The organism is Micromonospora sp. NPDC049230 (genome assembly GCF_040647875.1).
Taxonomy (GTDB): domain Bacteria; phylum Actinomycetota; class Actinomycetes; order Mycobacteriales; family Micromonosporaceae; genus Micromonospora.
The window spans coordinates 1-21,240 of the sequence record NZ_JBEZCZ010000053.1 but is presented as its reverse complement, the minus strand read 5'-3'; the positions used below and the strand labels follow the sequence as shown (position 1 = coordinate 21,240).

31 protein-coding genes and 1 pseudogene are annotated in these 21,240 nt (G+C 70.3%); 19 read left to right on the top strand and 13 right to left on the bottom strand.

Annotated features, from left to right (window positions below):
• Positions 1-10 precede the first annotated feature (10 nt).
• The 14 genes and pseudogenes from AB0A95_RS30870 to AB0A95_RS30805 all read left to right on the top strand — a co-directional run.
• Positions 11-388: a hypothetical protein gene (locus AB0A95_RS30870; protein ID WP_357559253.1), complete on the top strand. Its 378-nt coding sequence runs from the start codon at positions 11-13 to the stop codon at positions 386-388.
• A 3-nt stretch (positions 389-391) separates the two neighbouring features.
• On the top strand, positions 392-739 hold the full coding sequence (locus tag AB0A95_RS30865; protein ID WP_357559252.1) for a hypothetical protein: 348 nt from the start codon (positions 392-394) through the stop codon (positions 737-739).
• Between the two features lie 56 nt (positions 740-795).
• On the top strand, positions 796-1,083 hold the full coding sequence (locus tag AB0A95_RS30860; RefSeq protein ID WP_357559288.1) for a hypothetical protein: 288 nt from the start codon (positions 796-798) through the stop codon (positions 1,081-1,083).
• 1 nt (position 1,084) lies between these two features.
• A complete protein-coding gene (locus AB0A95_RS30855) occupies positions 1,085-1,531 on the top strand; it encodes a minor capsid protein (RefSeq protein ID WP_357559251.1) in 447 nt (148 codons plus the stop codon).
• A 16-nt stretch (positions 1,532-1,547) separates the two neighbouring features.
• Entirely contained in the window at positions 1,548-2,276 is a 729-nt protein-coding gene (locus AB0A95_RS30850) for an IPT/TIG domain-containing protein (RefSeq protein ID WP_357559250.1), read from the top strand.
• Positions 2,276-2,839, top strand: coding sequence for a hypothetical protein (locus AB0A95_RS30845; protein WP_357559249.1), 564 nt, complete (start codon positions 2,276-2,278; stop codon positions 2,837-2,839). The genes AB0A95_RS30850 and AB0A95_RS30845 overlap by 1 nt, the downstream gene beginning before the upstream one ends.
• Positions 2,840-3,016: 177 nt before the next feature.
• Complete coding sequence (locus AB0A95_RS30840; protein ID WP_357559248.1) at positions 3,017-4,981, top strand: phage tail tape measure protein; 1,965 nt, start codon at positions 3,017-3,019, stop codon at positions 4,979-4,981.
• 9 nt (positions 4,982-4,990) lie between these two features.
• Complete coding sequence (locus tag AB0A95_RS30835) at positions 4,991-7,387, top strand: hypothetical protein (RefSeq protein ID WP_357559247.1); 2,397 nt, start codon at positions 4,991-4,993, stop codon at positions 7,385-7,387.
• A 9-nt stretch (positions 7,388-7,396) separates the two neighbouring features.
• On the top strand, positions 7,397-7,948 hold the full coding sequence (locus AB0A95_RS30830) for a hypothetical protein (RefSeq protein ID WP_357559246.1): 552 nt from the start codon (positions 7,397-7,399) through the stop codon (positions 7,946-7,948).
• Entirely contained in the window at positions 7,945-8,826 is an 882-nt protein-coding gene (locus AB0A95_RS30825; RefSeq protein WP_357559245.1) for a hypothetical protein, read from the top strand. Before AB0A95_RS30830 ends, AB0A95_RS30825 begins: the two co-directional genes overlap by 4 nt.
• A gap of 6 nt (positions 8,827-8,832) precedes the next feature.
• The gene (locus tag AB0A95_RS30820; protein ID WP_357559244.1) at positions 8,833-9,141 is read left to right on the top strand and encodes a hypothetical protein; all 309 of its coding nucleotides are present in this window, start codon (positions 8,833-8,835) and stop codon (positions 9,139-9,141) included.
• The gene (locus AB0A95_RS30815; protein WP_357559243.1) at positions 9,138-9,761 is read left to right on the top strand and encodes a hypothetical protein; all 624 of its coding nucleotides are present in this window, start codon (positions 9,138-9,140) and stop codon (positions 9,759-9,761) included. Before AB0A95_RS30820 ends, AB0A95_RS30815 begins: the two co-directional genes overlap by 4 nt.
• Before the next feature lie 12 nt (positions 9,762-9,773).
• The gene (locus AB0A95_RS30810) at positions 9,774-10,067 is read left to right on the top strand and encodes a hypothetical protein (RefSeq protein WP_357559242.1); all 294 of its coding nucleotides are present in this window, start codon (positions 9,774-9,776) and stop codon (positions 10,065-10,067) included.
• A gap of 11 nt (positions 10,068-10,078) precedes the next feature.
• A pseudogene (locus AB0A95_RS30805) lies at positions 10,079-10,315 on the top strand (hypothetical protein); the annotation flags it as partial.
• 277 nt (positions 10,316-10,592) lie between these two features.
• Here AB0A95_RS30805 and AB0A95_RS30800 read toward each other — a convergent pair.
• Both AB0A95_RS30800 and AB0A95_RS30795 read right to left on the bottom strand, forming a co-directional pair.
• Entirely contained in the window at positions 10,593-10,820 is a 228-nt protein-coding gene (locus AB0A95_RS30800; RefSeq protein WP_357559241.1) for a hypothetical protein, read from the bottom strand.
• 124 nt (positions 10,821-10,944) lie between these two features.
• Positions 10,945-11,214: a hypothetical protein gene (locus tag AB0A95_RS30795; RefSeq protein ID WP_357559240.1), complete on the bottom strand. Its 270-nt coding sequence runs from the start codon at positions 11,212-11,214 to the stop codon at positions 10,945-10,947.
• A gap of 166 nt (positions 11,215-11,380) precedes the next feature.
• On the opposite strand from AB0A95_RS30795, the gene AB0A95_RS30790 reads away from it, so the two are divergent.
• Positions 11,381-11,584: a hypothetical protein gene (locus AB0A95_RS30790; RefSeq protein WP_357559239.1), complete on the top strand. Its 204-nt coding sequence runs from the start codon at positions 11,381-11,383 to the stop codon at positions 11,582-11,584.
• Between the two features lie 52 nt (positions 11,585-11,636).
• On the opposite strand, the gene AB0A95_RS30785 is transcribed toward AB0A95_RS30790, so the two are convergent.
• The 6 genes from AB0A95_RS30785 to AB0A95_RS30760 form a co-directional block, all read right to left on the bottom strand.
• Positions 11,637-11,855, bottom strand: a complete 219-nt coding sequence (locus tag AB0A95_RS30785) for a hypothetical protein (RefSeq protein ID WP_357559238.1) — start codon at positions 11,853-11,855, stop codon at positions 11,637-11,639.
• Positions 11,856-11,995: 140 nt separating this feature from the next.
• A complete protein-coding gene (locus tag AB0A95_RS30780) occupies positions 11,996-13,912 on the bottom strand; it encodes a conjugal transfer protein TraB (protein WP_357559237.1) in 1,917 nt (638 codons plus the stop codon).
• A gap of 10 nt (positions 13,913-13,922) precedes the next feature.
• Positions 13,923-14,294: a hypothetical protein gene (locus AB0A95_RS30775; protein WP_357559236.1), complete on the bottom strand. Its 372-nt coding sequence runs from the start codon at positions 14,292-14,294 to the stop codon at positions 13,923-13,925.
• Positions 14,295-14,308: 14 nt separating this feature from the next.
• A complete protein-coding gene (locus AB0A95_RS30770) occupies positions 14,309-14,545 on the bottom strand; it encodes a hypothetical protein (RefSeq protein WP_357559235.1) in 237 nt (78 codons plus the stop codon).
• Between the two features lie 79 nt (positions 14,546-14,624).
• A complete protein-coding gene (locus AB0A95_RS30765; RefSeq protein WP_357559234.1) occupies positions 14,625-14,792 on the bottom strand; it encodes a hypothetical protein in 168 nt (55 codons plus the stop codon).
• Between the two features lie 3 nt (positions 14,793-14,795).
• Positions 14,796-16,148, bottom strand: a complete 1,353-nt coding sequence (locus tag AB0A95_RS30760) for a hypothetical protein (protein ID WP_357559233.1) — start codon at positions 16,146-16,148, stop codon at positions 14,796-14,798.
• 106 nt (positions 16,149-16,254) lie between these two features.
• Between AB0A95_RS30760 and AB0A95_RS30755 the strand changes: the two genes are divergently transcribed.
• Complete coding sequence (locus tag AB0A95_RS30755) at positions 16,255-16,488, top strand: hypothetical protein (RefSeq protein WP_357559232.1); 234 nt, start codon at positions 16,255-16,257, stop codon at positions 16,486-16,488.
• A 63-nt stretch (positions 16,489-16,551) separates the two neighbouring features.
• Here AB0A95_RS30755 and AB0A95_RS30750 read toward each other — a convergent pair whose 3' ends face one another.
• The 5 genes from AB0A95_RS30750 to AB0A95_RS30730 all read right to left on the bottom strand — a co-directional run bounded on the left by AB0A95_RS30750 (position 16,552) and on the right by AB0A95_RS30730 (position 18,849).
• Positions 16,552-16,851, bottom strand: a complete 300-nt coding sequence (locus AB0A95_RS30750) for a hypothetical protein (protein WP_357559231.1) — start codon at positions 16,849-16,851, stop codon at positions 16,552-16,554.
• Positions 16,851-17,159 (bottom strand): hypothetical protein, encoded by a 309-nt coding sequence (locus AB0A95_RS30745; RefSeq protein ID WP_357559230.1) that lies wholly within the window; start codon positions 17,157-17,159, stop codon positions 16,851-16,853. The genes AB0A95_RS30750 and AB0A95_RS30745 overlap by 1 nt, the downstream gene beginning before the upstream one ends.
• On the bottom strand, positions 17,156-17,350 hold the full coding sequence (locus AB0A95_RS30740; protein ID WP_357559229.1) for a hypothetical protein: 195 nt from the start codon (positions 17,348-17,350) through the stop codon (positions 17,156-17,158). The genes AB0A95_RS30745 and AB0A95_RS30740 overlap by 4 nt, the downstream gene beginning before the upstream one ends.
• Positions 17,351-17,652: 302 nt before the next feature.
• Entirely contained in the window at positions 17,653-17,892 is a 240-nt protein-coding gene (locus tag AB0A95_RS30735; RefSeq protein ID WP_357559228.1) for a DUF397 domain-containing protein, read from the bottom strand.
• 3 nt (positions 17,893-17,895) lie between these two features.
• Positions 17,896-18,849, bottom strand: a complete 954-nt coding sequence (locus tag AB0A95_RS30730; protein ID WP_357559227.1) for a helix-turn-helix transcriptional regulator — start codon at positions 18,847-18,849, stop codon at positions 17,896-17,898.
• Between the two features lie 176 nt (positions 18,850-19,025).
• Between AB0A95_RS30730 and AB0A95_RS30725 the strand changes: the two genes are divergently transcribed.
• From AB0A95_RS30725 to AB0A95_RS30715, 3 genes are all read left to right on the top strand, one after another.
• Positions 19,026-19,439, top strand: coding sequence for a GntR family transcriptional regulator (locus AB0A95_RS30725; RefSeq protein WP_357559226.1), 414 nt, complete (start codon positions 19,026-19,028; stop codon positions 19,437-19,439).
• 252 nt (positions 19,440-19,691) lie between these two features.
• The gene (locus tag AB0A95_RS30720; RefSeq protein ID WP_357559225.1) at positions 19,692-20,639 is read left to right on the top strand and encodes a hypothetical protein; all 948 of its coding nucleotides are present in this window, start codon (positions 19,692-19,694) and stop codon (positions 20,637-20,639) included.
• Between the two features lie 120 nt (positions 20,640-20,759).
• On the top strand, positions 20,760-21,065 hold the full coding sequence (locus AB0A95_RS30715; RefSeq protein WP_357559224.1) for a hypothetical protein: 306 nt from the start codon (positions 20,760-20,762) through the stop codon (positions 21,063-21,065).
• The last annotated feature ends 175 nt before the right edge of the window (positions 21,066-21,240 follow it).

Below are 21,240 nucleotides of genomic sequence, written 5' to 3'. Positions count from 1 at the left end.
AGGAGGGCCCGTGGCGTACGCGACCGTGACCGAGCTGAACGACCACCTCGGCCGCACGCCGGCCAACGCCGAGCAGCTGCTCACCCGCGCTTCCCGGGACGTCGACCGGGCGCTCCTCACGACCGTGTACGACGCGACTGACCCGGTGGTAGTCGCCGCGCTGCGGGAGGCGACGCTGGAGCAGGTCGCGGCGAACCTCGACGCGGGGAACGTCACGGGCTTCGGTGCTGTCCGCCGCGGCGGCTTCAGCATCGGCCGTGTCTCAGTTGAGTCCGCGCCGGTCACACCTCCCGAGGGCGGACCGGTTCGGATCGGCACCCTGTGGGAGCAGGCGTGGATGGTTCTTCAGGCCGCCGGGCTGACCGGCCACGGACCGCAGAGCAGGTGACCGATGACCTGGGAAGAGTTCATCGCGGCGTACATCCCGGAGCCGAAGACCGTCCAGGTGGCCGCCCTGACCGGCTCCGGCGCGTACGGCGATGTGCACGCCAACCCCGTCGACGTGGCCCCGTGCGTCGTCGACGACACAGCCCGCCGCGTCACCGTGCAGACCCAGGACGCCGAGGGCTCCGAGGCGGTCAGCTCCACCACGGTGCTGGTCCCGCCGGCCACGGTCGCCCCACCGGGGTCGCTGGTCACCCTGCCCTGGGCCGGGCGCACGGCGAAGGTGCTCGCCGCTTCGTACCTGGCTGACCACGGCCTGAGCCTGCCCGAGCACATCGAGCTGAACCTGGAGTAGCGGTGGAGCTGGAGTGGAACGGCCCGCAGATCCTGGCCCGGCTACGCGGTGCCGGCATGGACGGCATCGAGCTGGCCGCCGAGCACCTGCTCCAGGTGTCCAGTGACCTTGCCCCGCACGAGGAGGGCGACCTGGAGCGCTCCGGCGAGGTGTCCAAGGATCCGGGCGCCGGCGCGGTCGCGGTCAGCTATGACCGGCCGTACGCCGTCCGTCAGCACGAAGAAATGACCTGGCGGCACGACGACGGGAAGCAGGCCAAATACCTGGAGCAGCCCATGCTGACCGAGCGGGACACGATGCTCGCCCTGGCGGCGGGCCCGCTGCGCGACGAGTTGGACGGCTGACGTGGCCACTGGGGACGGCTGGACCTCCCGCCTGATCACTGGCCTCGCCGAGCACCTCCACGCCGCCGGCGTCGGCACCTGGCGGCCCACCGGCAGCTACCAGGCCGACGACACCGCGATCGTCATCCGAGACATCCCCACCACGCCGGATCGGCTGATCACCCTCGCCGCGTACGTCGTCGGGGGCGGGCATGGCAACGCCAGCACCACCCAGGGCGTTCAGATCCGGCTGCGAGCCGGGAAGGACCCGCGCGAGGTCGACGACCTGGCCGACGCCATCTTCGACCTGCTCGACTCCGCCGGCCCGCTCACCCTCGGCGGAGTCGGGGTCAGTCAGATCTACCGCCAGTCCTACTCGTCCCTCGGCAAGGACGGCAACGGCCGGTGGGAACGCAGCGAGAACTACTACCTGGATGCGGAGCGCCCCACGGTGCACCGCCCGTCTTGATCGCAAGGAGAGCACCGTGGCATCGACCGCACTCGCCCGCCGCTACCGCATGCGGGTCAACACCGGCACCACCGGCAGCCCCGTCTGGGTGGTCGTTACCGGGCTGACCGACTTCAAGCCGAGCATCTCGCCGACGTTGCAGGATGACTCCGACTACGAGACCGACGGGTGGAACTCCAGCGAGAAGACCGCGCAGGGCTGGCAGATCGAAGCCACCATTCTCCTCAAGGAGGAGGGCGGCCTGTTCAACGCAGGCGTCGAGAAGATGCGCCTCGCCTCCGACAAGTTCGGCGACAGCTCCCGGGTCGAGGTGCAGTGGTACGACAAGGACGGCAAGCCCGAGGCGTACCAAGGCACCGGGCTGGTCACCTGGGAGCGGGCCAACACGGGCGTGCCGGACCTCGACGCGGCGAAGGTGACCATCACCGGGCGCGGTGCCCGCACCGAGATCGCCAACCCGATCACGTTGGACCCGGCGGCCGACCCGGTCGTCACCTCCATCAGCCCGTCGACCAGTCTGGCCACCGCCGGCGGCACCCTGGTCACCATCTCCGGCCAGTACTTCACCGGCGCCACCCTTGTCACGTTCGGCGGCACCAACGCCACCACCTTCCGGGTCATCTCCCCGAACACCATCTCCGCGGTTGTACCGGCGAAGGCCGCTGGCACGTACGAGGTGGTCGTCACCACCCCGAACGGCACCAACGCGACCGCGGGCGCGCAGAACGACGTGGTCTACAGCTGATGGCCCTTCAGCTCGGCCAGATCGACAGCGTCTTCGACCCGGCGCTCATCCTGCCCATCGGCGGGCGCGAGTACCGGATCGAGGACGTGCCCGCCCTCCTCGGCCTCTACTGCCAGCGCGTCTGGACGTCCGGCATGGCCGTCGCCCAAGCGGTCAGGGTTGGCCAGGAAGGCGACACCGCCGCCGCCCAACGGGCACTGGACGGCATCAACCGCATGCCACTGCCACCAGGGGTCACCGAGGGCACCCCGCTGCACGTGGCAGTCCTCGGCGACACCTACCAGCAGATGCTCGACGACGAGGTGTCCGGCCGGTGGATCCAGCACGCCGGCATGACCACCATCGCCTGGCTCGCCGCCGGTGACGAGGTGGCGGAGATGTATTGGGCGTCGGCCGGCCGCCCGGAAGCGCCAGCCCCGAACCGAGCGCAGCGCCGGGGCGGGGCATCGAGCAGTACGGGCGCGGCGACCGCGACCCCGTCACAGGGCTTTTCGAGTGGTACGAACTTCCGCCGGAGAGGCAACCGGGGTCGGGGCTCTCGATCGGGTGGGACGACCTCCTGATCCGGTGGGACCTCGTCGAGGCCGACCTGCAAGACCGGGGCGTCGACGTCGGCGACCAGGTGCTGATGGCGTCCCGGCCGTGGCGGTGGCTGCGGGTGCGCATCGTCGGCCTGCTCCGGGCGGACACCCGCGTCGCCCGCGCGCTCGCGCCGGACCAACCGACCAGGAGGTGACCGCGTGGCGTTGAAACTGGGCGAACTGTCGACGGTCATCAAGCTCGACGATCGGCCGATGGAGCAGGGCCTCGACCAGGCCGAGGGCAAGTTCCGCCGGTTCGGGTCCAGGCTGGAACCCCTCGCCATGGGCATCGGTGCCGCCGCTGCCCTGGCCCTGGCGGCCGGGCTGGCCGGGGCAATGGACCTCGACGCCGCGCAGACCCGCCTCGAAGCGCAGCTCGGGAACACCGAGTACGCCCAGGAGATGGGTGCCATCGCTGGCCGGGTGTACGCCCGCGGCTTCGGTGAGAGCGCGCAGGAAATCGGCGACACCCTCCGGGCAGTCCTCAACTCGGGGCTCGTCTCGGAAGACGACAGCGACGAGCTGATCGAGGCGTTGACGGTCAAGGTCGCTGCCCTCGCGAAGACCTTTTCTGTGGACGTCACCGCTGCCGCCCGCGCGGCTGGGCAGATGATCCGCAACGGCCTCGCCAAGGACGGCGCCGAGGCCATGGACATCCTGACCAGGGCCTTCCAGGAGACCGGCGACCAGGCGGGTGACCTCCTCGACACCTACTCCGAGTACTCCGTCCAGTTCGCCAAGCTCGGGTTGGACGGCAAGGAGGCCACTGGCCTGCTCATCCAGGGGTTGAAGGCCGGCGCGAGGGACGTGGACACGGTCGCGGACAGCATCAAGGAATTCTCGATCCGGGCGATCGACGGCAGCACGACCAGCGCGGACGGCTTCAAGCTGCTCGGCCTCAACGCCAAGACGATGACCGCGCAGATCGCCTCTGGTGGCGCGGGCGCGCAGAAGGGCCTCGACGTGGTCCTGGACCGGCTGCGCGCCCTGAAAGATCCCGTGGAGAGGGATGCCGCCGCCGTCGCGTTGTTCGGCACCAAGGCGGAGGACATGGGCGCCGCGTTGCTGGCGTTGGACACCGACACCGCTGCCGACCGGCTCGGCAACGTCACTGGTGCCGCCGACCGGATGGGCAACGCCCTGGAGCAGTCGGCCAGCCAGAAGCTGGAGGCCTTCAAGCGCAGCGCCCAGGCCGCCCTCGTCGAGCAGGTTGCGAAGGCCATCCCGTACCTGGAGGGCCTGGCCCGCTGGCTGGGCGCGAACCGGGCGATCGTCGAGCCGCTGGCGATCACCTTGGGCACCCTCGCCGGGGTGATCATGCTGATCGTCGCGGCGACGAAGGTGTGGACCGCTGTCCAGACCGCCCTGAACGTGGTCATGATGCTCAACCCCTTGGGGTTGTTCGTCCTCGCGATCCTGGCGATCGTCGCCGGCATCGCCCTGCTCTGGACCCACTCGGCCGCGTTCCGTGACTTCTGGATCATGGTCTGGGACGCCATCGTGTCCGGGGTGACTGCGGCGGTCGACGGGATCCTCTCCTACTGGCGGCTCATGATCGAGCTGGTCGTGGGTGGGGCGCTGCGCTGGTGGTCCACCATGTCCAGCGTCTACTCCGCCATCGGCAGCGGGGCCGCCGCCGCGTTCAACTGGGTGATCAGCAAGGGCGCCGCGTTTGTCGACTGGGTCGGCGGCTTGAAGGGCCGACTCGCCGTGAGGCTCGCAGGCATGTGGGACGGCATGAAATTCGCCTTCCGTCAGGCCGTCAACTGGATCATCGGCCGGTGGAACGGCCTCAGCTTCCGAATCCCCGGTGTGTCGATCGCCGGGCAGACCTGGGGCGGAATGACCCTCTCCACCCCCGATCTGCCGTACCTGGCCGGTGGCGGCACCGCCCGACGGGCCGGCATGGCGTACATCGCCGAGCGGGGCAAAGAGGCCGTCTACCTCCCGCAGGGCGCGTCCGTGAAGCCCCTCGGCCCCGGCGACACCAACGGGACCGGCGGCCGAGAGATGACGCTGCGGCTGATCTACCAAACCCCCGACGGGCGGGTCATCCGCGAGCAGCTCATCGACTTCGCAAGCTCGATCGGCATCGCCCCGGCAGCGCTGTTGCCCGCCAGCTAAGGAGGCCACGTGCCCGAGCCGCAGATCTCGTTGAAGGTGGCGCTCCTGGAGCCACTGAACGCGAACCCGTTCTTCGAGACGACCGCCACCCCCTGGTCCCCGTACGGCGCCACGTTCACCCGATCCACCACCCAGGCGTACCAGGGGGCGGCCTCGGGGCTACTTACTCCTGATGGGGTGACGTCGGGGCCGGCGGTCGGCAGCGAACTGGTTCCGACCACGCCTAACCTCACTCACCGGGTACAGGCGTGGGTGCGCGCGAACGTCGCGGGGCGACTGCAAATCGGCCTCAATTGGTACGACCCGGCAACCGTGCACCTGGGTGAGTCGGTGGCCTCGGTGGACCTGACCGCAGGCGTCTGGACCCAGATCGAGCACACGGCCGACTCGCCGAGCAGTGCCGGGTACGGGCAGATGAAGATCGTGCTGCCCGGCCTGGTCCCCGTGTGGCACCTCGTGTACATCGACGTTGCCATGCTCCTAGCCTCGTGGACCGACCTGGCCGGCCGGCTGCACTACGGAGACGGCGGCGGCCCGCTCACCATCGACATCGGCCGGCAGACCGAGTCGCAGGACATCGAGCCGACCCGCATCGCCGCAGTGCTGAAGAACGGGGACGGTTGGCTGACCCCCCGCAATCCCGCCTCCCCGTACTACGGCACGTGGGAGCAGGGCCGGCAGGTTCGGATCACCGAGACGGTCGGTGGCGAGGAGATCGACCTCGCGACGGGCCTCCTGGAGATCCCTGACGTGCAGGTCAACTCACCAAATGTCGACCAGCCGTGCTCGATCAGCGCGGTGGATCGCCTCGGTCGTCTCGCCGGAGCGCCCAGCTTCGACGGCACCCTCGCCGAGCACATCCGAACATACGGCGGTCCACTCGTCGAATGGTTCCCTTTATCTGAGCCCGCCACGGCCGGCGAGTACTTGTCCACCACATCCGGTACGGTCACCCGCCGCGTCGTCCATGGATTCGGCGGAGCCGTGCCCATCGCAGCGGAGCCAGAAGAGCTGATCACGGCGGCGTCCATGGCCGGCCCGCCAGGGGATGACCAGTCGTACGCCAGGTGGAACCCGGTCGGCGACACCGCCGGCCTCTCGTCGTTCGCTGAGGCGACCCTGCTCGCGGCATTCGAGCAGCCGGTGACTGTGGCCGCCGGTGACGTTATCGCCCTGTCCGCATGGGTCAACCTGAGCGCCTACGAGATGGCGGCCGGGTCGGAGGAGCCTGGTGGCTGGATTGTGAGCCTCTACAGCGCCCAAACGTCGGCCACGTTGCGCATCATCCGGCGGACGCTCAGCGTGCCCGGCCCTGACCTTTTCATGCAGGGCGGCCAGGTTTACGTCCCGGGCGATACGACGCGGACGATGGACACCGGGCAAGTCTGGCCTCGGGACCAGTGGCGTCTGGTGACGACCCGCCTGCACACCGGCACGGGCGTGCACGAGCTGTGGGTTGGCCACGACGCCACCGCGTCGCAGGCCACCGGGGTGACCCCCGGCGTTCAGACCTTTGACCACCTCGATATTGGACTTGGCTGGTCCGGGGCGATCGGCAACATACAGATTCGCGTCGGGCCGGCCGCGACCACGATGAGTCGGACAATGCACCTGGAGCAGTACGCACACGGATGCCGGGGCTTGCACCGGCAGACCGTCGCGGAGCGCATCGCGACCCTGGCCGCCTTCGCCGGGCTGGCACCTACCGACCTGGATCTACCAGCTGAGGCGTCCACGCCCATGCAGGTCGCGGAACTGGGCGGCAAAACGCCGGCGCAGGCCATGCAGGAAGCGGCGACTACCGGTCAGGACATCCTGATGACGACCCCGCAGGGGCGGATCACACTGGTCCCAAGGGTCCGCCGCTACAACCAGCCGGTCACCCTGGCCATCCCCTTCGGCTGGCTGATGCGGGGTGGGATCCGATACCGGCCGGATCGGCCCGTCACGGACACGGTGGCGACCCGCACTGGCGGTGGCACCGCCCGCCGCGTCAGCGGGCCCCAACGCGCCCGGTATGGGGTGCTGGCCCGCACCGTCGCCCTCGATACAGACGTCGACGCGGACCCCGCCAACTGGGCGGCCTGGACGCTCGCGGCGTTCGGCCAGCCGCGGACCCGCTGCCCGCTGCTGCGGATCAACCTGCTCAACCGCACCATCGCTGCCCGGAAGGCGCTGTTGCGGCTGCGCGTCGGTGACCGGATCCAGCTCACCGGCATGCCAGTGGGGAGCCCGGATGATGTGCCGCACTTGATCGTGCAGGGCATCCGGCACGTCATCGGCCCTCACCGGCGGCGGCTCCTCGAGTTCAACACGAGCCCACTGCTCGGGCCGGTCCCCGGTGCGCCGCCGGCGTGCCCGGTCGTCGGTGACTTTGTCGGCAACGCGGCCCTGATCGCCTACTGAGGAGGCTCTGTGCCTGCCGTACCCGAAACCAAGGCCGGGTGGACCAACCAGCTGGACGCCCTGAACTCCACCAACCTCAACGCCTACGTGCGGGATCCGATCCGGTTCCTGATGAACCCGCCCCGCGCCCGGCTGCGTCAGACCGTGCCCCAGGCCCTCCCGAATGCCACGGCAGTGGCGATTACCTTCGACGCGGAGGTGTTCGATACCGACGTTGATGGCATTGGTGGGCACTCCACGTCGGTCAATATCAGCCGGTACACGGTCCGGTATCCCGGCATCTACCAGGTGTCCGGTGGCTGTTCCTTTTCGGCGGCCGCCGGCTTTCGGCTGGTCGACTGGTCGCTCAACAGCGCCATCTATGTCGGCACGGACTCGTTGTTGCCCGCGGTGAGCGGGACCAGCACCCGGGTGCCCGCCCGAACCGAACTGATCCCAGCCACGACTGGCGACTACATCGAGATGCGTATCTACCACACTGGAGGATCTGGGGTGACCACCAGCGTCGGGAACGATGAGCAGCCGACGATGAACGTGCTGTGGGTGGCGATGCTGCCATGACCCGCGCCCCGAGCAACCTTCTCCAGGTCCGCAGTCTGCTCCTCACTCACCTGAACGTCGACGAGCGGACCTACCGTGCCGCCGACCTGGAGCCGGCGGAGGTCGGCATCGTCGGCGACCCGGCCCACCGGGGTGGTTACCACTGCGGATCGGATCGGGTGGTCGGAGGCGACTACTCGGTGGTGGAGTCACCCCGGGACCAGGGCGGCCTGACGCTCGACGCGGCCGCGTTGGACGTCGGCGGCTTCGAGGTCCGCTCCGGCGGCCGGACGCACACCCTGGCCAGCTTCAGCCTCTGGTGCGTCGGCCAGTGCGCCGCGAACGCGCCGGACACCCGGGACATCCGCGAGATCATCTACAGCCCCGACGGCTCGACAGTGAAGCGGTGGGACCGCCTCGGCAAACGCAGCAGTGGCGACAGCTCGCACCGCTGGCATACCCACTTCAGCTTCTTCCGCGACTCGATCAAGGCGGGCCGTGACCAGCGGCCCCTGTTCCGCCGCTACCTCAGCTCCATCGGACTCCTGGAGGACGACGACATGACCCCTGATCAGGCAACGCAACTGGCCCGAGTGGACAAAGCCATGGCGGCGTTTGCCCGGCAACTCGGTGACCTGCACTGGGTGTTCGTTCACGGCCCGTCCGGGTCCGGCGCGTACGTCGGCAAATGGATGACCGAAATGGCCGCCGTCGCGGGTGTTGACGAGGGCGAGTTGCAGCAGATCGTTGACGCCGCCCGTCAGGGTGCATCCGAGGCTGCGACCGCGGCGTTGGCGGCGCTCACCCCGGCGGCCATCGCGGACGAGGTGGTCGAGGCGCTCCCCGCCGATCAGGCCAAGCAGGTCGTCGACGAGTTGACCCGCCGACTGGCCGCCTGACGTCGTGTGGACCTCGCGACCCTCATCCCAGCCGGTGGTCTCGGCGCGGCCACCGTCGGCGGCACGCTCCTCGCAGTCGTCGTGTACCTGCTCAACGCGAACCGGCAGGACCGCAAGGAGTACCAGGACGCCGTCGACCGGGCCGAGGTGCGTGCCGATGCGGCGGAGGCGCGCAGGTCCGCCGCCGAGGCCCGCATGGACGGACTCCAGCAGGCCGTTGACGCCGAACGTGCCGCACGGCGGGCAGCGGAGGATCGGGCCGCCGCGGCGGAGCGGGAGTTGCCGCACCATCGACCGGACGGTGGCGGGCCGTGACGGATGAGACTGTGCAGCTGCGCCGCCGCATGGACCGCCGCGGCCGCCGGCGGGCAATCGTGGCCGTGGCGGCCACGGCGCTGATCGTGTCGGCGGTCACCTGGTGGGCAGCGTCGCTCGGCCGGCAGGCCACTGCCGAGCAGCAGCGCGCCGACACGGCGGTGTCGGGGGCCGAGCAGCTGTGCCAGCAGGTGCGGCAGCTCGGCGGCACGTGTGTCGTTGATCCGGCCGAGCTGCGTGGTGACCCCGGGCCGGCCGGACCAGCTGGCCCGCCGGGCCCGCCCGGTGTGCCTGGCCTCGATGGGTCGGACGGCTCCGACGGCGCCCCGGGTGCGACCGGACCGAGTGGCGCCAAGGGCGAGGACGGGTCGGCCGGATCGACGGGGCCCGCCGGCGGGCCGGGCCCGGCGGGTGCTGCTGGGGCGACGGGTCCGCAGGGCCCGGTTGGTCCTCAGGGTCCGGCCGGTCCGCGCGGCGAGCAGGGGCCGCAAGGTGAGCAAGGCCCGCAGGGCGAGGCGGGGCCGGCCGGTGCGCAGTGCCCGGAGGGGACGGCGGCGGAGACGGTCACCGTGGTCACCACCAGCGGGGCGCGGCAGATCGCCGCGTGCGTCGCCGAATAGGAGGAGGGAACCGTGCAGCAACCAACCCTTGGCCGGATCGTCCACTACCGAGGCAAGCAGGGGCGGCTGGCACCACGTGCCGCGATTGTCACCGGCACCATCGACAGCCTCGACCCGAGCGGCATCGAGGCCGGCGACGTGCCAGCACTCGACAGCCCTGAGCACGTGCACCTGTGGGTGTTCACCCCCGGCACGTCTGGTGGCTTCGCCGAGTTCAACGTGCCGCCCGGTGACGGTTCCGACCACACGGACTCCACTGTCGGCACCATTCCGCCTGGCACCTGGTGCTGGCCGCCGAGAGTCTGAGGAGGCTCGTCATGTTGCACGACTACCTGATCTCGTTCATCCGCACGGCCGTTCCGGTAGCGATCGGCTCGGTGCTGGCTTGGCTCGCGTCGCGGGCCGGGATCGTCCTCGACGGGGACTCGTCGACCCAGCTGGTCGCCGCTGTGGTGGCGCTCGTGGTCCTGGCCTACTACGCGTTGGTGCGTGGACTGGAGGTGCGGTGGCCGTTCCTCGGGGTGCTGTTGGGGAAGCCGGCTGCGCCGGTGTACGGGCTGCCGCCGGCCGAGAGCCAGTCGACCGCGGAGTACGACGTGGACGGGAAGCTCACGCAGGTCCGTTCGGTGACGACCTGGCCGCCGCGGCCAACGGGCCGCCGGTAGGATCGTCGGCGCGGTGCTCCCCGGTGACGTCCCGGGCAGCGCCGACCAAAGCACGAAACGCCCCACCTGGCTTCGGCCGGGTGGGGCGTTGTCGTGTTCAGGGAACGGGAGAGGTAAGCGCTTTCCTGCTGCTCGGGGGCCGGCCGCCCGGCCCCCGGTCGGGGAGTCAGCCCCGCAGCACCACCCGGCGGCCGAACCGGTTGACGACCACCCGCCGGGGGAGGCGAAGGCCTCGGGCGGCGGTCACCTCAGACTGGATGGCCACCGGCGCCGGGAGGTACCGGCCGTAGAGGTCGATCTGGCAGGGCGAGTAGGAGAGCATCCGCTCCAGGCCGTAGTGCAGGCGGACGATCTTGATCTGGAGCTCTTCGTGCTGGGCCTTGGTGCGGATCATTTTCTTTCTCCCTCTCTCGTTCCCCTGTGCCTAAAGTATAGCAGCGCGAATGGACGATCGTCTAGTCCAGGAATGGGGAATATCAAGCAATTCCGGGGGCCGGTTGCCCGACCCCCGGAGGGGGTCAGCCCCAGCCGATCCAGTGCTTGGGCTGGTTGCCGACCCGGATCGCTGCGATCCGCTCCTCTGGCCTGAGTACCTTCTGGTTGCTCTCCGGCCAGCACACGAAGTTTCGGTCTGCCTGGAGGAGGTGGATCACTCCGGCGGTGATCTCGTCGGTCGTGAGATCGACCATGTTGCGGAGGTCCACGAGGCTCATCAGGTAGTCGGGGGTGGTGCCGGCGAGGGCTCCGTAGGCTCGGCGGATTTCCTTGGCGGCTCGCTCGGTGGTCATCTTTCGCATTTTCTTTCTCCCTCTCCCGTTTCCCTTGTGCCTATAGCGTAACACAGGGACTGGACGATCGTCCAGTCAGGAAAGGGAATTGGCGAACATTTTTTAAGTCACCTCAGGAATGCGCTTTCCTATGGACGTTCGTCCAGTCTGGGTGTACGCTGCCTGCATGACTGGCCCCGTGCGCGACCCCGAGATCCCCGACCTGCTCTCCCTCCAGCAGGCCACAACCGAGCTGCGCTACGCCAGCAAGCAGTCCCTGCTCAACCGCTACAACCGGGGAGAGATCGCCGGCATCCGGGTCGGCACCTCGATCGCGTTCCGCGCCGCGCTCATCGCCGAGATCAAGGCAGCCGAGCAGCCCGACGACTGACCTCCGCGGCCCCGCCCTCCGGTTGGAGGCGGGGCCGCTTTGTGCTGGGGGGTCAAAGCGCGAGCCAGACCACCGCGCCCGCGATGGCGAGCGTCACGACCACCATGGTGATCCAGCCGGCGGCCTGCCCGGCGAGCCAGGCCGCCTCAGCGATCCAGGCCGCCGCCCAGGACCACGCCCACGCGGCCCGCTCCCACCGGCGGGCGGCTTCCCAGGTGACCAACGCACCGACGATCACCCCGGCGCTGAACGCGATGACGAGGCTCCTCATGATTCACTCTCCGTGTTTGGCAGGCGGGGGCGTGTGGACTGTCCGCACGTTCCTCGCCCGGTCCAGGTAGATGGGCGTACGGACGCCGTCCGGACGGGTGTGTGTCCGGACGGTCCGTACGCCCTGGTGGTCGCTGTTTGTCACGCTGGCTCGGCCACCCTGATCTTGTAGACGCCGCGGTCGGTCTTCCGCAGGATCGCGTCGGGCCCCGAGCAGAGCCGCCGCAGTTCCTTGCCCACCCAGCTCGCGGTGAGGCCGGTCGCTTCGATCACGTCGCCCAACTCGGCCGGGCTCACCGCGGTGGTCCCGGACTCGGGGAGCCGCAGCAGGTAGTCCCGCATCCACGCCCGTGCCTCGGCCGTGCCCATCGGCGGTTTACGTAGCTGTCCGAACGCCAGCCGCGGCATGTCGGCGGGGACCTCGATCGGCTGGGCCGGGTCGACGTCGTCGGGCGGCTCGGCCAGGTTGAGCGCCTGGTTGAGTTCCCGCTCATCGTCCTGGTCGTCCCTCGGCTTCACGGGCTGTCCTTCCTGACGCTGAACGGGGGCAGGTCGTGCTGCGGGCGCCGACACGGCGACAGGACGGAACGGAGCGATGGCGGCTGCCCGGTCCTCTTCGCTGCGGGCAATGAAGGCCCGGGCCGGCATCGACCACCGCTCCGGATCGACACCCGGGAACTCGGCGTAGAGGTAGCCCGGGCGGCTGTTCTTCCACTCCCACGGCGCGGCGCCCGCGTCGAGGGTGCGCTCCGAGAGCGCCGCCTCCGCGTCGGTGTCACGCTCGACACCGAGGCAAATCTTCGCGGAGATGTTCGCCCGGGCGGAGGTGGGGAACCGATCGTGCGTCGCCCGCTGCAACTCGACCAGCAGGAAGATGCCCACCGACCGAGCCGACTCGGTGACGTCGACGAAGGAGCTGCTGTCGGCGACGAGCCGGGCAGCCTCGAAGTTCACCAGCACGAGGTACGGCAGCCCGCAGCCCTTGACCCACTGCTTCAGTCCGCGCTGCCCGAGGTGGCGGGCCCGCTCGGCGATGAGCCGCGGCAGATCCTCGATGTAGTCCTCGGCCGACTCAGGAGTCAGGTACGTCTCGTGCGCGCCGAGTCGCAGCCACTCGGGCAGCTGGTCGCCCTTGCGCGTGTCGGTGACGACCAGGCGGACATCGTTGCGGGTGAGGACATCGGCGCAGAGGTTCAGCACCAACTCGGTCTTGCCCGCGCCGGACATGCCGACCACGGACAGGTGAGCCGAGTTGCGGCCGGCCTTGTGGTCACCGGGCAGCCACAGATCCAGCGGCTCACCGTCCTCGATCACACCGAGCCGGATCGGTGCGTCAGCGATCGACGCACCGGGCGCGGACGGCCCAGGCCAGTAGCGGGTCTCGCGGAGCTGGTCGACGGGCACCACGGACATCTTGGCCCGACGGGCAGAGTCGGGGTTGGGGATGACCCGTACTGCGGTGGCCGGCACGTCGAGCGCTGAGGCGAGCGCACCCCGGTCGGCGGCCAGGTCGCTCGCGGTGGTGCCCGATTCGAGGACGACCGTCGCGGTGGCTCGGGCGCCGTCGATTGTGGTGCGGCCGAGGCGGGCGCCGCGCAGGCTCTTCACCGCGTCGGCCAGGCCACCGGCCGACGCTTCGTCGCCATCGCCGCCGGCCTTGTGCATGATGCGCCGGACCCCAACCACCACGGAGCCGACCACGGTCCCGATGAACCAGACGCCGAACATGCCCCTGCTCCACGGCCCTTCGATGACGGCCATGGTCGTCCAGGCGCTGCCCGCGAGTGCCAGCCCGGTGGACATGCTCTGCATGAGCGGCCCGCGCGGTCGGGCCGCCCACCAGGTGAAACCGGTAACCGTGGCGTCGGCGGCGGCGAGCGCGACGCCGGTCCATGGCGAGTTGCCGTACCAGTGGTGGGCACCCCAGGTGATCGGCAGGGCGGCCACCGCGCTGACCGGGGTGACCAGGTACGGCCATAGCGGCAGCTTCACCGTGTGCACGGTGGCCACGCCGTCGTAGCCGGCGTTCTTCGGCATCCGGGTAGTGGTCTTCACCATGTGCTCCTGTTCAGGCCTTGAACTTGAAGTCCTGGCGGCGCGGCCGGTGCCCGGCCGTCTCCAGCTCAGGCAGGTAGACAGCCTGGAAGCGGCTGCCGGCGGTGACGATGTAGCGAGACGCGATGACGAGTGCCTCGGACGCCTGCTGGATGGGGCGGGCGACCTGTCGGGCGCGGGCCCGGCCCGACATGCCGCCCATCGGCCCCCGACTGACCGCGCGCAGGCGGGCGTCCAGCTCGGAGGCGCAGATGCCCAGTTCGAGGGCCCCGGCGTGGAGGATGCGGCGGCTGTTCTCGCACCACTCCAGCAGGGCCACGTTGTCGGTGAGCGCGTCGGCTCCGGCGAAGAACGAACGCGTCTGCTGCCTGGTCTGCTGATTCACGATGCTCCTCGGGGTCAGTTGCTGGTAGGGCGGGTAGCGAGGGTGCAGGCCGCGAGGGTCGCGACCAGGGCGAACACGGCCGGCAGGGCCTTGCCGTCGAGGGTGAGACGGCCGGCGAGCGCGGCGACGAAGACGGACGCCAGTGCCAATGCGAGTGCGGCCCGGGTGGCGCGGTGGAGCGAGCCGGGGCGGCTGACCTTCGGCTCGTCGAGGTCCAGGTCGATGTCCTGGTCCAGGTGGGCGGTTGTCATGATGGTTGTTCTCCTTCGGGAGTGAGTGCGGGTGCCCGGTCCGGCTGTAGGAGGTGGGGCCGGGCACCCGCGGCTTGGGTTACTGTCCGTGCGGCTTGCGCAGCTCGGCGGCCTGGGCGTACAGCGCCGTGCGTTCCGTCCGGTCGTCGGTCCGGTTGGCCTGGGCCGTGATGGCCTTGGCGTCGTCCAGGTCCGCCTGCCGGGTGACTACGCTCGTGGCGACGTTCTGGTTCTTGCTCTCGGGCATGGGTCAGCTCTCCTTCGCGGTCGGGGTGTTGTCGCGCTTCCAGCCGTTGGCGTAGGACCGGCTGACGCCGGCCGCCGTGGCCAGTTCGCTCCCGGTCGGTGGCCGGTGCAGGGTGGCCATGAGGTCGACGTACGCGGTGGCCGTGCGCTCGGCTTCGGTGCCCTTCGTGGCCGGCTTCCGACCGCGCTTGGTGGCCGGTTTCGTGGCCGTCTTGGTGACCACGGTCGACCGCTTCGTGGCCGCGATGGCCACTGTCGTGGTCGGGCCCATGGCCGGTGCGGTGGTCGGCTCGGTGGCCACGGCTGGTGAGGGCGTGGCCGGCTCGTCGGGCGTCATCTGCTCGAGCTGGGCGGCCACGTGAGCCGGCACCCGGATGGCGCCCAGCTCGACCATCGGCTCAGTACGCGGCGGCCGGGTGAGGGCGGCGTGGCTCCGGGCCAGCGCGATCTTGGACCGGAGGGCGGCGCGGCGTGCCTCGGCGCTGGTCTGGTCGAGCTGCTCGCGGGTCCAGTCGTCGACCTCGCCGGGTTGGCCGAGGAGTGCCTGCTCGATGCTGAACGTGAGCCGAAGTTGAGCGCGCGCCTCAGCGACGGCGGCCGGGTCGGTGGTCTTCGCCAGGCGCTGCAACTTGGCGGTCGCGGCGGCGAGCCGGTCGCGGCGCGGCCACCACCGGCGACCGGTCGGCTCGGCTCCGGCGTGCAGCTTCGCGGCCTGCTGCTCGGCGTACAACGCCACCCCGGCGTTGACCAGTGCGGCGATACGTCGCTGCCGGAACACTGCGGTGAGGTCATCGACGCTGCCGGGCTTGAGTAGCCCGAGGTGGATGCCGATGCGCCGGGGGGTCCAGATCCACCGGGACTCCTGCCGGACAGCCTCAGGTAGGTCGTCCTTGATCCGCGACGCCCACTGCCACGCCACGGCCATCGGCATGAAGAACCGGACGACCTGCCCGGAGGCGTTGTCAGCGTGACTCGCGGCGGCCAGCGCAGCGACGGCGGCGATGATCCAGACCGCGCGGATGTGCCGGCTCGGGTCGCGATTCTCGGCGATCTTCCGCCGGGCCTGGTCGGCCTCGAAGAGCATCAGCAGCTCGGCGAACGTGAACAGCAGCACGGCCTGCCACTTCGCGAGGTGGAGGGCGCCGCGGGCGACTTCCCACATGCCCTCGGCGGAGAAGACGAGGGCCACCGTGGATGCGGCGAAGGTCAGGGCGGCACTGCGGCGCTTCTGCTTACGCAGGAGTCGGGCGGCGAGGAGCAGGAGCCCGACGACCAGGCCGCCGACGACGAGGGTGGCGGTGCGGTGGCGGCTGGCCAGGTCGAGCCAGGCTGCCGCGCTGGTCGGGTCGATCGTCATGCCGATCAGTATGACACACTAGGCACGTTAGACACATTAGGCATGACGAAGGGGAGGGCAGGTGTCGATCACCGCCACGCGCGACACGCCCGCTACGATCGGCACGATGGCCAGGACGGTGGACGAGCTGGAGCGCGCGGTGCGCGCCGGCGAGTGGCTGCGCCCTGGCGACGTCGCGCTGCTCCTGGTCGTCTCCAAGAGCACCGTGGTCCGGATGCTCAACGCCGACCCGCCGGAGATCCGCTACCGGCGCATCTCCGGCACAGGTCGGCACCGCGAATGCCACCCCGAGGACGTGCTGCGCGAGCTGGCTGCGCGCCGCGAGGTGCACGGCCAGTAGGCGCGATTCGGCCCCGCTCTCCTTCCGGAGGGCGGGGCCGAGTGCTGTCGCGTTGCTGGCGGGTCACCGGGTCCAGGACACGAACCGCTCGTGCAGTTCGGCGGCTGGGGTGTCCGGCATCTCGACGAGGGCGGCGTCCAGCAGCGACGCCAGGTACATCGACAAGCTGACCCGGTTCTCGCCGTACGTCTCGGTCAGCCGATCACGCGCTGGCGCGCACGGCCACGGCTGCTTGCATGTCTGGCAGTCCCACGTCGGCGTGCGGGGCAGGTGCTCGCCCTCCAGGCGCTCGCCGAGCGCTCTGACCGACCGTTGCGCCAGGTAGTCCCGGGCCGCCCGCACCGTGGTCGGCTCTTCGCCCATCACTGGGCTGTTCCGACGTAGCGGGCGTAAATGGTGATCCGCCCGTCGACGGTGCGGGCTGCTGCCTCGAACGCGCCGGCCGGTCGCCACGCCAGCACGGCACCCTCCCGGATGCGCGTGACGTGGGCGCGGGCGTTGTTGCCCTCGGCGACGACGCCCCACTCACCGGGCCGGGCGCGCAGCTCGGCGGCCATCTGCCGGACCCGCTCGACCGGGGTCATCCCGTCGCGTGTGGCGGGTCGGCGGGTGACCGGCGGGGGTGTCTCCCACCGGATGATGGCCTGGCCCTGGCCCTGGCCCTGGCTCACCGGTCGCCGCCGCTGCGGTAGCGCTGGCCACGGGTCATCAGCGGAGAGCCGGTGGCGACGGGGATCGTCGGGCCGGCCCACGTTGGCCGGTCATCGGGATGCGCACCGGCACGCTGCTCGTAGCAGGTGGCTGGGCCGGTCTGGTCGAGCTGCACGGGTTGCCGGCGGCGCCGGCGGAACGGATTCCTCATCGCTATCGCTGCCCTCTCGCCTCGGGGACTGGGGGGCGGCCGGTCCCGTCCGGCCGGCCGCCCCCTGCCCTGGGCCCGGTGCTCGCGGACGGGGGGCCGTCGCTCACGCCGTGCCCTGCTGGGTGGATGCGACCGCAGCCGAGACTGGGGCTGAGGGGTTCGTGCCGCCGCATCCGCTGCCGAATGATTCGCTCCGGCATATGTCACCCTGGCATCGTTCGCCCAAGGTCACAAGACCGACACGGCCAGCGATATCGAAGAGGGCCGACACCAATCGGTGCCGGCCCTCGGGAAAAGTTAGATCAGATGTGGTCGAATGCCCCGTTCTTCGCGCCCTGCAAGAACGCGGCCCACGACGCTCTCGGGACCACCTGGATCGGCGCGTCGGCACCGGCCTCGGCCCTCTCGGACAGAGCCACGTCACCAGAGCCATCCGTGGCGGTCGAGACGTACAAGCACCCCTCGTTGCCGCCCGACTCCGGGCTCTTCATCCAGGTGACGAAGCGGGGATCGGTCGTGCTGAACTGCTGCGGGTCGGACATCGGTCATCCCTTTCGGGTCGTGGCAGCCAGCTCGTCGGCCGCCTGCCGGATGTACGCCGCGCTGTCCGCGTCAGACAGTGCGGCCTCGCGCAACCGCTTGTGCAGCTGCGCATACCCCGTCACCTCCGCCGGCTTGGTGACGAGCAACGCCTTGGTGACGTTGTCAACCACCACGATCGGCGGATCATCGGTGTCGGGGTAGGTCACGTGGGCGTACGGCGCCCGCGGCGCGTACCCGTCGCCGGGCTGCGCGTCGACCGGCACGATGCGCACGCTCACCCCGTCCCCGGACATCAGGTCCAGGAGGTGGCGCAGCTGCTCCAGCATCACGTCACCCGGCACCGGCCGGCGGCGGATCGCCTGCTCCTCCAGAACGAGGTGGTACTGGGCCAGGCCGTTGCCGATGGTCTGCCGCTGCCGCTCCAGGCGTCCGCGCACGATCGGGTCGGGGTCGCTGACCGGCGCGTCACCGGTCAGGGCCAGCACACGATGCCGGGCGTACGCGTCGGTCTGAACGAGGCCCGGCAGCAGCAGTCCGGAGTACTCCCGGATCGTGCTCGCGCCGGCCTCGACGAGCGCGTAGGTACGCTGCCCGTCGCCCATCCGCGTGTATGTCGCGGCGTCCCACCACTGGCTGGTGGCAGCATCCTCGGCGTAGCTCTCGATGACGGTCCACTCTCGGCTACCCCTGGGCACGTCCAGGGTGTCGAGCAGTCTGCGTATGGAGAGCAGGCCGGGCTTGCGGCCCGGATCGCCCAGCGGGTTTTCCGTGCGCGAGATGACCGAGGCAGACACACCGCTCTTGCGGCTCAGCTCGGCGTGGCTGTAGCCGCGCTCGGTGCGCAACCTGAGCAGCTCGGCGCCGAGTCTGCGGGTCCTGGCCAGCGGGTTGGGGGTCAACCGGGCCTCCTTGCCGAAACGAATGATGCCTGTCGGCACGGCATCGAGCGTACTCATCGTGCACGCTCCGGCGTAGTGACCAGCGTCGGTGCGTCCCGATACCCTGGAGGCTGCCCCTCGACGCGGGTCGGGCGCGGCGGGGGCCCGGTACGCGTCACCGGGCCCCCGGCCACGTTCCGGGGATCCCCGGACCCCCGGATCCCCGGATCCTGTGGGGACAACTGCTCCGTACCGTGCGCAGGGTGATCGATCCCCAGTCGGAGCGTGCTGTCTACCAGCAGGTCGCTGACGCGTTGCGCGTGTCGATCACGTCGGGTGTCATCGCTCCGGGCCAGCTGTTGCCGTCGAGCCGGACGCTGGAGCAGACCTACGGAGTGAGCCGCGAGACGGTTCGCCGGACGCTGGCGGTCCTGCGCGCGGAGGGCCTGGTGGTCACCGAGCCGAGCCTTGGCACGCGCGTGCGGGTGGCCGAGCAGCGCAGGCAGGTGTCCGTCGCCCGGGGATCAACCGTGATCAGCCGGCCGGCGACGGCAGCTGAGCGCGCCGAGTTGGGGCTGCCGGTCGGTGAGCATGTGCAGGTGATCTCGATGGGCGGCCGGGTCACCGGGGTGCATCCGGCGAGCCGCGTGGAGCTGACGATCCGCTGACGTTGATCGTCGATCTTGGGAATTATTCCGGAACGAATCATGCCCGGGTGACGGATCTGCCCCACGTGAGTGACAGGGTGCATTTTGCAGATGACGCATTGCAGCCCCTGCTAATGCATCCAAATGCGCACATATCCTAGATGGCGTTGATGTGAATCGATCTCACTGGTAGTGCGCTGCCAGCCCATCTGCGTCACGATGGCTGCCTCGCAGTCCCGTCACATGGGATTGGCACCGCCGGGGGGAGGCACGTTGCGCGTAGCACCAGCCATCGCCCGCGCCGCCTTCGTCTGCGGCCTCGCCGGAGCTGCCTGGTGCGCGTTCGCCACCCTTGACCCCGACACCGCCCGCGCCGACGACCGGCCCGCCGCCATCGCCGAGCAGTCGGAAGGTCTGCTCGGCGATGTGCTCGACCAGACCTCCGACGCGGTGGGCGACGTCGTCGACCAGGTGTTGCCGGCCAAGCCCGCCGAGCCCGACCCGGAGCGGCCGGCCGACGACCCCAGCGGCGGCAGTAGTGCGGAGCCGGAGAGCAAGCCCGACCCGGTCGGCCACATCCTCGACGGCGTTACCGGCACGGTGGGCGAGGTCGTCGATTCGGTGGGCACGGTCGTCGAGGTCATCACCACCCCGCCGCCCGTCGTCGTCCCGCCCGTCGTGGTGACACCCGCACCGGCCACCAGTACCCCGGCGCCGACGACCACCACGGCCGGCACGGGCACCACCCAGTCCGGCACCGAAGCGGCCACCGTGCCGGCGCCGGCCGCCGCAGAGCCCGTGCCGGCCGACCTGCCCGTGCCCATCGGGCCCGCCGTCGGCCGCACCCTCGACGACCCCAGCCCCGCCGCCTACCCCGTCGACCACCACGCCGGCGAGGTCCGCCAGTGCGACGGCACGCCGCGCAGCCTCGACGAACTGCGCCGTACCATCCGCGAGGGCGCCGACATCCACACCGCGCCCCGGCTCGACCGCACCGCCACCCGCGACGACTGGCCCTGCCCGAGTGGCCCCGCCGGACCCGTCGCCCAGGCCGGCGGTATGACCGCAGTCGCTGGCAGCAGTCCGCAGCACGGCGACCAGGTGTCCGGCGAGGGTGTCGCTCAGCTCACCTGGCCCACCCTGCACCGGCTGTATGCCCTGCGCGCTCGCGGTGACCTCCCGGTCTCCCGCAGCACCCACCTGGATCCGCGTCCCGCCTGATCGGCCGTGCCCACCAGAATGGGAGGTGGGATACGGTGCCGGCCGCCTGTGGTGCGCCCGGCTGGAGGCGACCCCGACCTCCGCGATGACCGCCACCGCACAGCCCCAGATCGGAGCACCATGCGCAGCACCTGCAAGACCGCCACCGCCCTGATCATCGCCGCCGTCGTCACCTGGCTCGGAACCGGTCTGTTCAGCGGGCAGACCCGCACGGCGATCGTCGGATTGGCCGGAGCGCTCACCGTCGCCGCTCTCGCGGTCAACGTGCGCCAGGTGGCCACCGGCAGCGTCCGCCACGTCACCGTTGCGGTAGCCAGGGCCCCCCGCGAGGCTTACTACCGCGGTTACGGCGACGCCGCCCAGGATGCCCTCGGTGGGGGCGACGACGACCAGGGCGACACGGTCAACCTGCGGACAATCACCTGACTGTGGGTTGCACCAAAAGGTTGCAGTATCGAAAGTGAACATGCTTTGCCATAGTTGATAATGACGTTCCTGGCAGGGGAGGGGCGACACCATGATCAGCTATGTTGCGCCTTGGTCCGATGATGCGATCAACTCGTAATGCGTAGGTCGACGGTTCGATTCCGTCAGGCGGCTC

Excerpts from the sequence above, each read along its gene's own strand:
- AB0A95_RS30735 (WP_357559228.1), bottom strand. The coding sequence starts at position 17,892 with ATGTCCGACCCGCAGCAGTTCAGCACGACCGATCCCCGCTTCGTCACC.
- AB0A95_RS30790 (WP_357559239.1), top strand. The coding sequence starts at position 11,381 with ATGACTGGCCCCGTGCGCGACCCCGAGATCCCCGACCTGCTCTCCCTC.
- AB0A95_RS30770 (WP_357559235.1), bottom strand. The coding sequence starts at position 14,545 with ATGACAACCGCCCACCTGGACCAGGACATCGACCTGGACCTCGACGAG.
- AB0A95_RS30800 (WP_357559241.1), bottom strand. The coding sequence starts at position 10,820 with ATGATCCGCACCAAGGCCCAGCACGAAGAGCTCCAGATCAAGATCGTC.
- AB0A95_RS30750 (WP_357559231.1), bottom strand. The coding sequence starts at position 16,851 with ATGGGCGAAGAGCCGACCACGGTGCGGGCGGCCCGGGACTACCTGGCG.
- AB0A95_RS30795 (WP_357559240.1), bottom strand. The coding sequence starts at position 11,214 with ATGACCACCGAGCGAGCCGCCAAGGAAATCCGCCGAGCCTACGGAGCC.
- AB0A95_RS30785 (WP_357559238.1), bottom strand. The coding sequence starts at position 11,855 with ATGAGGAGCCTCGTCATCGCGTTCAGCGCCGGGGTGATCGTCGGTGCG.
- AB0A95_RS30860 (WP_357559288.1), top strand. The coding sequence starts at position 796 with ATGGACGGCATCGAGCTGGCCGCCGAGCACCTGCTCCAGGTGTCCAGT.
- AB0A95_RS30845 (WP_357559249.1), top strand. The coding sequence starts at position 2,276 with ATGGCCCTTCAGCTCGGCCAGATCGACAGCGTCTTCGACCCGGCGCTC.
- AB0A95_RS30715 (WP_357559224.1), top strand. The coding sequence starts at position 20,760 with ATGCGCAGCACCTGCAAGACCGCCACCGCCCTGATCATCGCCGCCGTC.
- AB0A95_RS30865 (WP_357559252.1), top strand. The coding sequence starts at position 392 with ATGACCTGGGAAGAGTTCATCGCGGCGTACATCCCGGAGCCGAAGACC.
- AB0A95_RS30825 (WP_357559245.1), top strand. The coding sequence starts at position 7,945 with ATGACCCGCGCCCCGAGCAACCTTCTCCAGGTCCGCAGTCTGCTCCTC.
- AB0A95_RS30730 (WP_357559227.1), bottom strand. The coding sequence starts at position 18,849 with ATGAGTACGCTCGATGCCGTGCCGACAGGCATCATTCGTTTCGGCAAG.
- AB0A95_RS30740 (WP_357559229.1), bottom strand. The coding sequence starts at position 17,350 with ATGAGGAATCCGTTCCGCCGGCGCCGCCGGCAACCCGTGCAGCTCGAC.
- AB0A95_RS30755 (WP_357559232.1), top strand. The coding sequence starts at position 16,255 with ATGGCCAGGACGGTGGACGAGCTGGAGCGCGCGGTGCGCGCCGGCGAG.
- AB0A95_RS30765 (WP_357559234.1), bottom strand. The coding sequence starts at position 14,792 with ATGCCCGAGAGCAAGAACCAGAACGTCGCCACGAGCGTAGTCACCCGG.
- AB0A95_RS30780 (WP_357559237.1), bottom strand. The coding sequence starts at position 13,912 with ATGGTGAAGACCACTACCCGGATGCCGAAGAACGCCGGCTACGACGGC.
- AB0A95_RS30760 (WP_357559233.1), bottom strand. The coding sequence starts at position 16,148 with ATGACGATCGACCCGACCAGCGCGGCAGCCTGGCTCGACCTGGCCAGC.